The sequence below is a fragment of the Serratia silvae genome, from assembly GCF_023282985.1.
Taxonomy (GTDB): Bacteria; Pseudomonadota; Gammaproteobacteria; order Enterobacterales; family Enterobacteriaceae; genus Chania; species Chania silvae.
In genome coordinates this window covers 1-10,597 of record NZ_JAGQDC010000037.1, presented here as the reverse complement: position 1 = coordinate 10,597, position 10,597 = coordinate 1, and the positions used below count along the sequence as shown (strand labels likewise).

12 protein-coding genes, 1 pseudogene and 1 other annotated feature are annotated in these 10,597 nt (G+C 56.0%); of the genes and pseudogenes, 10 read left to right on the top strand and 3 right to left on the bottom strand.

Features of this window, described 5'->3' with window-relative positions; translation table 11 throughout:
* Both KAJ71_RS23015 and KAJ71_RS23010 read right to left on the bottom strand, forming a co-directional pair.
* Nucleotides 1-243: transposase (locus KAJ71_RS23015; protein WP_248947771.1), on the bottom strand; the 243-nt coding region annotated here is incomplete at its 3' end.
* Nucleotides 244-321: 78 nt separating this feature from the next.
* Nucleotides 322-711 (bottom strand): annotated as a pseudogene (locus KAJ71_RS23010) (recombinase family protein); the annotation flags it as partial.
* 42 nt (nucleotides 712-753) lie between these two features.
* On the opposite strand from KAJ71_RS23010, the gene rimO reads away from it, so the two are divergent.
* Nucleotides 754-2,061, top strand: a complete 1,308-nt coding sequence (gene rimO, locus KAJ71_RS23005; RefSeq protein ID WP_248947769.1) for a 30S ribosomal protein S12 methylthiotransferase RimO — start codon at nucleotides 754-756, stop codon at nucleotides 2,059-2,061.
* A gap of 57 nt (nucleotides 2,062-2,118) precedes the next feature.
* Here rimO and KAJ71_RS23000 read toward each other — a convergent pair whose 3' ends face one another.
* On the bottom strand, nucleotides 2,119-2,943 hold the full coding sequence (locus KAJ71_RS23000) for an SDR family oxidoreductase (protein WP_248947768.1): 825 nt from the start codon (nucleotides 2,941-2,943) through the stop codon (nucleotides 2,119-2,121).
* Between the two features lie 284 nt (nucleotides 2,944-3,227).
* On the opposite strand from KAJ71_RS23000, the gene hisL reads away from it, so the two are divergent.
* From hisL to hisIE, 9 genes are all read left to right on the top strand, one after another.
* Nucleotides 3,228-3,275, top strand: a complete 48-nt coding sequence (gene hisL, locus KAJ71_RS22995) for a his operon leader peptide (protein WP_100396937.1) — start codon at nucleotides 3,228-3,230, stop codon at nucleotides 3,273-3,275.
* Nucleotides 3,251-3,386 (top strand) — a sequence feature (His leader region). (Overlaps the previous gene by 25 nt.)
* 70 nt (nucleotides 3,387-3,456) lie before the next feature.
* Nucleotides 3,457-4,356 (top strand): ATP phosphoribosyltransferase, encoded by a 900-nt coding sequence (hisG, locus tag KAJ71_RS22990; protein WP_021179966.1) that lies wholly within the window; start codon nucleotides 3,457-3,459, stop codon nucleotides 4,354-4,356.
* A gap of 4 nt (nucleotides 4,357-4,360) precedes the next feature.
* Nucleotides 4,361-5,668, top strand: coding sequence for a histidinol dehydrogenase (hisD, locus tag KAJ71_RS22985; protein ID WP_248947767.1), 1,308 nt, complete (start codon nucleotides 4,361-4,363; stop codon nucleotides 5,666-5,668).
* On the top strand, nucleotides 5,665-6,729 hold the full coding sequence (hisC, locus tag KAJ71_RS22980; protein ID WP_248947766.1) for a histidinol-phosphate transaminase: 1,065 nt from the start codon (nucleotides 5,665-5,667) through the stop codon (nucleotides 6,727-6,729). Before hisD ends, hisC begins: the two co-directional genes overlap by 4 nt.
* A gap of 8 nt (nucleotides 6,730-6,737) precedes the next feature.
* Entirely contained in the window at nucleotides 6,738-7,805 is a 1,068-nt protein-coding gene (gene hisB / locus KAJ71_RS22975; RefSeq protein WP_021179969.1) for a bifunctional histidinol-phosphatase/imidazoleglycerol-phosphate dehydratase HisB, read from the top strand.
* Nucleotides 7,805-8,395, top strand: coding sequence for an imidazole glycerol phosphate synthase subunit HisH (gene hisH / locus KAJ71_RS22970; RefSeq protein ID WP_021179970.1), 591 nt, complete (start codon nucleotides 7,805-7,807; stop codon nucleotides 8,393-8,395). Before hisB ends, hisH begins: the two co-directional genes overlap by 1 nt.
* Nucleotides 8,396-8,400: 5 nt before the next feature.
* Nucleotides 8,401-9,138, top strand: coding sequence for a 1-(5-phosphoribosyl)-5-[(5-phosphoribosylamino)methylideneamino]imidazole-4-carboxamide isomerase (gene hisA, locus KAJ71_RS22965; protein WP_248947765.1), 738 nt, complete (start codon nucleotides 8,401-8,403; stop codon nucleotides 9,136-9,138).
* Complete coding sequence (gene hisF / locus KAJ71_RS22960; protein WP_025122747.1) at nucleotides 9,120-9,896, top strand: imidazole glycerol phosphate synthase subunit HisF; 777 nt, start codon at nucleotides 9,120-9,122, stop codon at nucleotides 9,894-9,896. Before hisA ends, hisF begins: the two co-directional genes overlap by 19 nt.
* Nucleotides 9,890-10,507: a bifunctional phosphoribosyl-AMP cyclohydrolase/phosphoribosyl-ATP diphosphatase HisIE gene (gene hisIE, locus KAJ71_RS22955; protein ID WP_248947764.1), complete on the top strand. Its 618-nt coding sequence runs from the start codon at nucleotides 9,890-9,892 to the stop codon at nucleotides 10,505-10,507. The genes hisF and hisIE overlap by 7 nt, the downstream gene beginning before the upstream one ends.
* Nucleotides 10,508-10,597 lie beyond the last annotated feature (90 nt).

The following is a 10,597-nucleotide window of genomic DNA, read 5'->3' as shown; positions in this document are numbered from 1 at the left end:
AAAAATGGAATCAATGAATCCCTGAGCGGCACGTAGCGTGAGGCGAAAGGCGCGTTTGAGCATCAGTACGGTGGAAATAGCCAACGTAGAATAACGTTGTGGACGCCCTCGTGAAGCGGTTTTTGGCTCGTCGTACCAGGCCTGGATAGCCGACTCATCAAGCCAGAATGTCAGCGAACCCCGATTGACGAGTGCCTTGTTGTAGGCCACCCAGTTAGTGATCTTGAACTTTTGCTTTGCCACGGGAAACCGCTACAGGATCAGGAATGTGGTGATCTGATCCTGATTGCAGTCAGAAGTTCGATTTATTCAACAAAGCCTCATCAGGTCTGTGGGGTTCTGATTTACGGATTCAAGCGTATACACTCGCTTATCCATCCCCGTAACTAGTGTTAGCCCAAGATCTAGCAATTCAATGAATAACTTTTGTGCAGTAGTCACATCCTGCCGCGTAAGACGGTCTAAGTTCTCCACGTACAGCCAACTATCATCAGGGATTACGCCCTCTCTGACAGCATTAATAAAATCCCCCAATTTTCCAGTTTTCGTGTTTTTCCCTCGAAAAGCACTGACTCCGGGATCTATGATTTCAACAAGCTCAAGCCCGTTTGCTAAGGCAAACTCCTTTGCACTCGTCATCTGACGCTGAAGAGTTGTCCCCTTCGCCTGTCGTTCAGATGACCAACGGATATAGCTGTACAGCAGTGGCATATGTATAATCTCCCAATTCTGAGCAATGTATAGTACAAAAAAATGGCTAAGATTGGATTTTTATCATTAGGATGCCCGAAAAACCTGGTTGATTCTGAACGGATCCTGACTGAACTGCGTAACGAAGGTTACCAGGTAGTGCCTCGCTATGATGATGCTGAGCTGGTAATCGTTAACACCTGCGGCTTTATCGACAGCGCCGTTCAAGAGTCACTGGAAGCGATCGGTGAAGCCTTGAACGAGAATGGCAAGGTGATTGTGACCGGCTGCCTAGGTGCCAAGGAAAACCAAATCCGTGAGGTGCATCCAAAGGTCCTGGAAATTACCGGGCCGCACAGCTACGAGCAGGTTTTGTCCCACGTTCACCAATATGTGCCGAAACCGGAACATAACCCGTTTACCAGCCTAACCCCGGCGCAGGGCGTGAAGCTGACGCCAAAGCACTACGCTTACCTGAAGATTTCCGAAGGCTGTAACCATCGCTGCACCTTCTGCATCATCCCATCAATGCGTGGCGATCTGGACAGCCGCCCGATCGGCTCCGTGCTGGACGAAGCCAAACGCCTGGTGGAATCTGGGGTGAAAGAGCTGCTGGTGATCTCACAAGACACCTCGGCCTACGGCGTCGATGTCAAACACCGTACCGGTTTCTGGAACGGCCAGCCGGTAAAAACCAGCATGGTCAGCCTGTGTGAGCAGCTTTCCAGCCTGGGTGCCTGGGTGCGTCTGCACTACGTTTACCCTTACCCACACGTGGATGACGTGATCCCGCTGATGGCAGCAGGCAAGATCCTGCCTTATCTGGATATTCCACTGCAGCACGCCAGCCCGAAAATCCTCAAGCTGATGAAACGCCCTGGTGCGGTTGAGCGCACGCTGGAGCGCATCAAGCGCTGGCGCGAAATCTGCCCGGATCTGACGCTGCGCTCCACCTTTATCGTTGGCTTCCCAGGGGAAACCGAAGAAGACTTCCAGATGCTGCTGGACTTCCTGACCGAAGCCAAGCTGGATCGCGTTGGCTGCTTCAAGTTCAGCCCGGTAGAAGGTGCAGCCGCTAATGAACTTGCCGACCCAGTGCCAGAAGAGGTGAAGGAAGAACGCTTCCACCGCTTTATGCAGCTGCAACAGCAAATCTCCGCCCAGCGCTTACAGGACAAGATTGGCCGCGAAGTGCTGGTGTTGATCGACGAAGTGGATGAGGAAGGCGCCATTGGCCGCAGCATGGCGGATGCTCCGGAAATCGACGGCGCGGTATACCTTAACGGTGAAGCCAATGTCAAAGTCGGCGACATCGTCAAAGTGAAGATTGAGAACGCCGACGAGTACGATCTCTGGGGTTCTAAGGTCTGATATTTCAGGGGGGTTAGCGCCGGTGCTAACCCCTCAGATTGATTATACGTAGTTTTATTAGCCGATCGGCATCCGCATTGGATCGGGATACTGATATTCAAACCCTAATTCGTTACAGATACGGCTACCGTCCACCAACCGCCCTTCTTGTTGATCCTCTTGCACAAACTGCGGAGGTTGCAGATGTAACTGCTCGGCCAGCGCCGGGTAGAAATCACGTTTGAGCGGATGACCTGGCGCGCAAAGATTATAGGTATGCCCACCCTTCGGCAGCTTCAGCAGCAGTTGAATCGCCGCGATCACGTCATCCTGATGCACCAGATTGACCCCATGTGAACCGCCCTTAACGTCAACCTTGCCCGCCAGGAAACGGCCTGGATGCCGATCACCTCCTACCAGCCCTGCCAGGCGTAAAATGTCCACCGACGTGTTAGGCAACTGATGCAGCCAAAGCTCCAACTCCTCCAGAACTCGGCCAGACGATGTCACCGGCTTGAGCGGCGAATCTTCCCGAACGGTGCCGGTGGTTTCGCCGTAAACCGACGTTGAGCTGGTAAAGATAATATGCGGTACGCCAAATGCTATCGCGCTGTCTACCAGCATACGTACGGCATCAAAGTAGCTTGCGCTTCCTTCTACGGTGCGGCTGGCAGGAAGAGTGATCACCAGCGCATCCGTATACAGCAGTTGCTCCAGATCGTGAGCTTCGCAAATCAGCTCCGGCGTCAGTTCCAACCGATAACATTCGATGCCACTCATCCGCGCGGCTTCTACCCCATCCGGCGTGGTTTTACTGCCAACCACTTCATACCCGTGGCCCATTAACGATAAAGCCAGCGGCATCCCTAACCAACCCAATCCCACAATGGCGACTTTTCTCATCAGCATGCCCCCTAAGAATCGACTAACAAGCCCAACTTCACCGTTGCAGAAGGCTACCAGCCACACCGCAGGCGAGAGTGAGATACTCCCCTAGGCTACGCCACCGCGCTGGTGGTTACAATCGGTTAACCTTAAGGTTGGGTAAAACCGCGTGCGGCTAATAACTCAGCCACTTTCAATAAATTAAATTCATAACCACAAAAAAGGGTTGCAAGTTATACAACGGATAGTTTAGCTTAATTAGCACCTCAGCACTGGCTGACCCAATTTTAAAGAGAAATGACATGACTCGCGTTCAGTTCAACCACCATCATCACCATCATCCTGACTAGTCTTTCAGGCGATGTGTGCTGGAAGACGATTCTCGAATCTTCCAGTGGCGCGTAGAACGAACTAAACGCAAGAAAGAGCCCTCGGAAGATATCTTCCGAGGGTTTTTTTTTGGCTCCGGACAGACATAGAAAATAATTTTAATAACAAATTCATGCAATTACAGATTAAACAGAGGTTACCATGTTGGATAAAACACGTTTACGTATCGCCATGCAGAAATCAGGCCGCCTGAGCGAAGAGTCTCAGGAGTTGCTGGCTCGCTGCGGCATCAAGATCAACCTGCAGCAGCAACGCCTGATTGCCTTCGCCGAGAATATGCCGATCGATATCCTGCGCGTGCGTGATGACGATATCCCTGGCCTGGTGATGGATGGCGTGGTTGATCTCGGCATCATCGGTGAGAACGTGCTGGAAGAGGAGCTGCTCAACCGCCGTGCTCAGGGCGAAGACCCGCGTTACTTCACGCTGCGCCGCCTGGACTTTGGTGGTTGCCGCCTGTCGCTGGCCACTTCGCTGGATAGCGAATACTCCGGCCCGCAAAGCCTGCAAGACTCCCGCATCGCGACCTCTTACCCACACCTGCTCAAACAGTACCTGGACAAACAAGGCGTGCGTTTTAAATCCTGCCTGCTGAACGGCTCGGTGGAAGTAGCCCCACGCGCAGGCTTGGCAGACGCTATCTGTGACCTGGTGTCTACCGGTGCCACCCTGGAAGCCAACGGCCTGCGTGAAGTGGAAGTGATTTACCGCTCGAAAGCCTGCCTGATCCAGCGTGATGGCGAAATGCCGGAAGCCAAACAACAGCTGATCGACCGCCTGATGACCCGCATCCAAGGCGTGATCCAGGCGCGCGAATCCAAATACATCATGCTGCACGCGCCAAGCGAACGCCTGGACGAAATCGTCGCGCTGCTACCGGGTGCCGAACGCCCTACCATTCTGCCACTGGCAGGCTCTCAGAACCGCGTAGCCATGCACATGGTCAGCAGTGAGACTCTGTTCTGGGAAACCATGGAAAAACTGAAGGCCCTGGGTGCCAGCTCCATTCTGGTGCTGCCAATTGAGAAGATGATGGAGTAACGGCATGCCAAACTTCAATACCGTCGTCAATTGGGGCAGCTGCAGCGCGGAACAGCGCGCGGAGTTGCTGATGCGCCCGGCCATTTCCGCTTCGGATAGCATCACCCGCACGGTACGCGAGATCCTCGACAACGTGAAAGCCAACGGGGACAGCGCATTACGCGAGTACAGCGCCAAGTTTGATAAAACCGAAGTCGCGGCATTACGCGTAACGTCAGAGCAGATTGATCAAGCCTGCGCCCGTCTGGGTGACGAGATCAAACAGGCGATGGCCGTAGCCGTCGCCAACGTGGAAACCTTCCACAATGCACAACAACTGCCAGCGGTAGACGTAGAAACCCTGCCCGGCGTGCGTTGCCAACAGGTGACCCGCCCTATCGATTCGGTGGGTCTGTATATCCCTGGTGGCTCAGCACCGCTGTTCTCCACGGTATTGATGTTGGCGACCCCGGCACGCATTGCCGGTTGCCGCCGCGTGGTGCTGTGTTCACCACCGCCGATTGCCGATGAGATCCTTTATGCCGCCAAACTCTGTGGTGTGCAGGAAGTGTTCCAGGTCGGTGGCGCGCAGGCGATTGCCGCCATGGCATTTGGCACGGATTCGGTGCCACGGGTAGCGAAAATCTTCGGGCCGGGCAACGCCTTCGTGACCGAAGCCAAACGTCAGATCAGCCAACGGTTGGACGGGGCAGCCATCGATATGCCTGCTGGCCCTTCCGAGGTATTGGTGATCGCCGACAGCGGCGCAACCCCGGCGTTTGTCGCTTCCGATCTGCTGTCTCAGGCCGAGCATGGCCCAGACTCACAGGTCATTCTGTTAACCCCAGACGCCGCAATGGCCGAAGCGGTCGCCGTAGCGGTCGATCAACAGCTGGCACAACTGCCACGGGCAGAAACCGCTCGCCAAGCGTTAGCCAGCAGCCGCCTGATTGTGGCGAAGGATTTGGCCGAGTGTGTCGCCATCAGCAACCAGTACGGCCCTGAGCACCTGATTATTCAGACCCGCAGCGCGCGCGATCTGGTAGACAGCATCACCAGCGCCGGTTCGGTGTTCCTCGGTGACTGGTCGCCGGAATCTGCCGGGGATTATGCCTCCGGAACTAACCACGTGCTGCCAACCTATGGTTATACCGCCACCTGCTCCAGTTTGGGACTGGCGGATTTCCAAAAGCGCATGACGGTGCAGGAACTGACGCCACAAGGCTTTATGACCCTGGCACCGACCATTGAAATCCTGGCAGCCGCCGAACAGCTGGTCGCCCACAAAAACGCCGTGACCCTACGCGTCGCCGCACTGAAGGAGCAAGCATGAGCATCGAAGAATTAGCACGCAAAAACGTGCGCGAGCTGACCCCGTATCAGTCGGCCCGCCGCCTGGGTGGTAAGGGTGACGTCTGGCTGAATGCCAACGAATACCCAGTGGCGCCAGAGTTTCAACTGACCGCCCAGACCTTTAACCGCTATCCGGAATGCCAACCCGCGCTGGTGATTGAGCGCTACGCCGCCTACGCCGGGGTGAATAAAGACCAGGTGTTGGTCAGCCGTGGTGCTGATGAAGGCATCGAACTGCTGATCCGTGCGTTCTGCGAGCCGGGTAAAGACGCCATCCTGTTTTGCCCACCGACTTACGGCATGTACGCCGTCAGCGCCGAGACGTTTGGCGTAGAGCGCCGCACTGTCTCTGCCAAAGAAGATTGGCAGCTTGATCTGCCTGCCATTGCCGCCAGCCTGGAAAACGTCAAGCTGATCTACGCCTGCAGCCCGAATAACCCGACCGGCAACCTGCTCGATCCCAACGATCTGCGTAACCTGTTGGAATTGGCCAAAGGTAAGGCCATCGTGGCGATTGATGAAGCCTATATCGAGTTCTGCCCGCAGGCGTCGGTTGCTAGCTGGCTGAGCGATTATCCACACCTGGTAGTATTGCGCACGCTGTCCAAAGCCTTCGCCCTGGCTGGCCTGCGCTGTGGCTTTACCCTGGCCAATGAGGACGTGATCGCCCTGCTGCTGAAAGTGATTGCCCCGTATCCGCTCTCAACTCCGGTGGCCGACATCGCCGCCCAGGCGCTGAGCACCGAGGGGATCCGCGTTATGCGCCAGCGCGTCACCGAGATTGCCGCCAACCGCAGCTGGCTTCAGCAGGCGTTACAAGACTGTGCCTGTGTGGAGCAGGTCTTCACCAGTGACAGCAATTACCTGCTGGTTCGCTTTACCGCCTCAAGTCATGTCTTTAAAACCTTATGGGATCAGGGCATTATCTTGCGAGACCAAAATAAACAGCCTGGCCTGTCCGGTTGCCTGCGTATCACCATCGGCACCCGTAACGAATGCCAGCGCGTCGTTGACGCACTCAATACTCTGCCCGGCGCATAGGAGCCAACGTGAGCCAAAAATATCTCTTTATTGACCGTGACGGCACCCTGATTGCTGAACCCCCAGAAGATTTCCAGGTCGACCGCCTGGACAAACTGGCGTTGGAGCCGGAAGTGATCCCTGCCCTACTGGCCTTGCAGCAGGCCGGTTTCACCCTGGTGATGATCACCAATCAGGACGGCCTCGGCACCGCCAGCTTCCCGCAGGAAACCTTCGATCCACCGCACAACCTGATGATGCAGATCCTCAGCTCACAGGGCGTCAAATTCGACGATATCCTGATCTGCCCACACAAGCCGGAAGATCATTGTGAATGTCGCAAACCGAAGGTCGCCATGGTCAAAGGCTATCTGGAGCCGGGCGTGATAGATGTGGCCAACAGCTATGTGATTGGCGACCGTCAAACCGACATCCAACTGGCGGCCAATATGGGTATTCAAGGGCTGCTGTATCAGCGCCAGGCGCTGGGCTGGCAGGCCATCACCCAACAGCTAACCAAACGCGACCGCTATGCGCACGTTAACCGCGTGACCAAAGAAACGCAGATTGACGTTAAGGTCTGGCTGGATCGCGAAGGCGGCAGCAAGATCAAAACCGGCGTCGGCTTCTTCGACCACATGCTGGATCAGATTGCCACCCACGGCGGCTTCCGGATGGATATTCAGGTGAACGGCGATCTGTACATCGACGATCACCACACGGTAGAAGACACAGGATTAGCGCTGGGCGAAGCTCTGAGTAAAGCCCTGGGCGACAAGCGCGGCATCGCACGCTTCGGCTTCGTGTTGCCGATGGATGAATGCCTGGCCCGTTGCGCACTGGATATCTCTGGCCGCCCACACCTGGAATATAAAGCCGAGTTCAACTACCAGCGCGTAGGCGATCTCAGTACCGAGATGATCGAGCACTTCTTCCGCTCGCTGTCTTACACCATGGGCTGCACCCTGCACCTGCGCACCAAAGGCAAAAACGACCATCACCGCGTCGAAAGCCTGTTCAAGGTGTTTGGCCGCACGCTGCGCCAGGCGATCCGCGTTGAGGGCAATACGCTGCCCAGCTCGAAAGGAGTGCTGTGATGAACGTGGTGATCCTGGACACCGGCTGCGCCAACCTCGCCTCGGTCAACTATGCGGTGCAGCGCCTGGGCTATCAGCCACAAGTGAGCCGCGATCCGGAGATCGTGCTGCGCGCCGACAAACTGTTCCTGCCTGGTGTGGGTACTGCACAGGCAGCGATGGACCAGTTGGAACAGCGCGACCTGATCGATCTGATCAAAGCCTGTACCCAGCCGGTGCTGGGCATCTGCCTCGGCATGCAGTTGCTGGCAGCCAGCAGTGAAGAAAATGGGGGTATCAAAACGCTAGGGATTATCGATACTCCGGTAACACAGATGACCGACTTTGGCCTGCCTTTGCCCCATATGGGCTGGAACCAGGTTACTGCGCAGGCCGGCGATCATCTGTTCCGCGGCATCGAGGATGGTGCTTACTTTTACTTCGTTCACAGTTATGCGATGCCGATATGCTCAAGCACCATCGCTCAGGCGAACTACGGCGAGCCCTTCACCGCCGCCGTACAAAAAGACAACTTCTTTGGCGTGCAGTTTCATCCAGAGCGATCTGGCAACGCCGGAGCGCAACTGTTGAAGAACTTTCTGGAGATGTAGGCAGCATGATTATTCCCGCTTTGGATTTGATCGACGGTAACGTAGTGCGCCTGCATCAGGGCGATTACGGCCAACAGCGCGACTACGGCAACGATCCGCTGCTGCGTCTGCAAGACTATCAGCAGCAAGGGGCGCAAGTTTTACACCTGGTTGATTTGACCGGGGCCAAAGACCCGGCGGCTCGCCAGATCCCGTTGTTGCGTAAACTGCTGGCCGGAGTAAGCGTTCCGGTTCAGGTTGGCGGCGGTATCCGTAACGAACAAGACGTTGCGGCGCTACTGGAGGCCGGAGCCACGCGCGTGGTCATCGGCTCCACCGCAGTTAAGCAGCCAGAGATGGTGCAGGGTTGGTTTGAACGCTACGGTGCCGATACCATGGTGCTGGCGCTGGACGTACGCATCGACGCCGCAGGCCGCAAGAACGTAGCTATCAGCGGTTGGCAGGAAGACTCGGAGGCCACGCTGGAGCAGGTGGTTGAACAATATCTACCGTTTGGCCTGAAACATGTGCTGTGCACTGATATCTCACGCGATGGTACGCTGAAAGGCTCTAACGTGGGGCTGTATCAGGAAGTGTGCCAACGCTATCCGCAGATCGCCTTCCAGGCTTCTGGCGGCATCGGCAACCTGGACGATATCGCCCAGCTGCGAGGTAGTGGTGTGGAAGGGGTGATCGTCGGGCGCGCCCTGTTGGATGGTAAATTCAGCGTTGAGGAGGCTATCGCATGCTGGCAAAACGGATAATCCCTTGTCTGGACGTCAAGGACGGGCAAGTGGTCAAGGGCGTGCAGTTCCGTAACCACGAAATCATTGGCGATATCGTGCCGCTGGCCCAGCGCTACGCGCAGGAAGGTGCCGACGAACTGGTCTTTTACGATATCACCGCCTCCAGCGATGGCCGGGTGGTAGATAAAAGCTGGGTATCACGCGTGGCGGAGGTGATCGATATCCCGTTCTGCGTTGCCGGGGGCATCAAGAGTGCCGAAGACGCCAGCCAGATCCTTTCCTTTGGGGCGGACAAGATCTCCATCAACTCCCCTGCGCTGGCCGACCCAACGCTGATCAGCCGCCTGGCAGATCGCTTTGGCGTACAGTGCATCGTAGTCGGGATCGACACCTGGTATGAAGCCGCAACCGGCAAATACCACGTCAACCAATATACCGGGGATGAAAGCCGTACCCGAGTCACCGAGTGGCAAACCCTCGATTGGGTGCAGGAAGTGCAAAAGCGCGGCGCTGGGGAGATTGTGCTCAACATGATGAACCAGGACGGCGTACGCAATGGGTACGACCTGGAACAGCTGAAGCGGGTACGTGAAGTGTGCAAAGTACCGCTGATCGCCTCCGGCGGGGCCGGTACCATGGAACACTTCCTGGAAGCCTTCCGCGATGCCGACGTTGACGGCGCGCTGGCAGCTTCGGTATTCCATAAGCAAATCATCAATATCGGCGAACTGAAACGGTTCCTGGCAGAGAACGGCGTGGAGATACGCGTGTGTTAACAGAACAACAGAAAGCTAAGCTGGATTGGGAAAAAACCGACAACCTGATGCCGGCTATCGTACAACATGCCGTTTCCGGCGAAGTATTGATGCTGGGTTACATGGATCAGACTGCCCTAGCCATGACCGAGCAAACCGACAAGGTGACGTTTTTCTCACGCACCAAACAGCGCCTGTGGACCAAGGGCGAAAGCTCGGGCAACTTCCTTAACGTGGTCAGCATTACGCCAGACTGCGATAACGATACCCTACTGATCCTGGCCAACCCAATCGGCCCAACCTGCCATTTGGGTAACGACAGTTGCTTCCATCCGGCGAGCAGCGATTGGGGCTTCCTGTACCAACTTGAGCAATTGCTGGCTTCGCGTAAAACCGCCAGCCCGGATAGCTCGTACACTGCCAAGCTGTATGCCAGCGGCACCAAGCGCATCGCACAAAAGGTGGGCGAGGAAGGCGTAGAAACTGCCCTGGCCGCCACGGTGAACGATCGCGAAGAGCTGACCAACGAAGCTTCCGACCTGATTTACCACCTGCTGGTGCTGTTGCAGGATCAGGAGCTTGATTTGAGTAAGGTGATTGGCCGCCTGCGCGAACGGCACGAGAAGAAATAATCCTGTTTTGCAGTGACTAGTCCTGGTATAGGTTGACACTTTTTTGCCTGTAAAACGCCTGATGCACCGCATCGGGCGTTTTGTATTTTA

What these genes read in the sequence shown, in the direction of transcription:
- rimO (WP_248947769.1), top strand. Translation starts at nt 754, where the DNA reads ATGGCTAAGATTGGATTTTTATCATTAGGATGCCCGAAAAACCTGGTT.
- KAJ71_RS23000 (WP_248947768.1), bottom strand. Translation starts at nt 2,943, where the DNA reads ATGAGAAAAGTCGCCATTGTGGGATTGGGTTGGTTAGGGATGCCGCTG.
- hisG (WP_021179966.1), top strand. Translation starts at nt 3,457, where the DNA reads ATGTTGGATAAAACACGTTTACGTATCGCCATGCAGAAATCAGGCCGC.
- hisD (WP_248947767.1), top strand. Translation starts at nt 4,361, where the DNA reads ATGCCAAACTTCAATACCGTCGTCAATTGGGGCAGCTGCAGCGCGGAA.
- hisC (WP_248947766.1), top strand. Translation starts at nt 5,665, where the DNA reads ATGAGCATCGAAGAATTAGCACGCAAAAACGTGCGCGAGCTGACCCCG.
- hisH (WP_021179970.1), top strand. Translation starts at nt 7,805, where the DNA reads ATGAACGTGGTGATCCTGGACACCGGCTGCGCCAACCTCGCCTCGGTC.
- hisA (WP_248947765.1), top strand. Translation starts at nt 8,401, where the DNA reads ATGATTATTCCCGCTTTGGATTTGATCGACGGTAACGTAGTGCGCCTG.
- hisF (WP_025122747.1), top strand. Translation starts at nt 9,120, where the DNA reads ATGCTGGCAAAACGGATAATCCCTTGTCTGGACGTCAAGGACGGGCAA.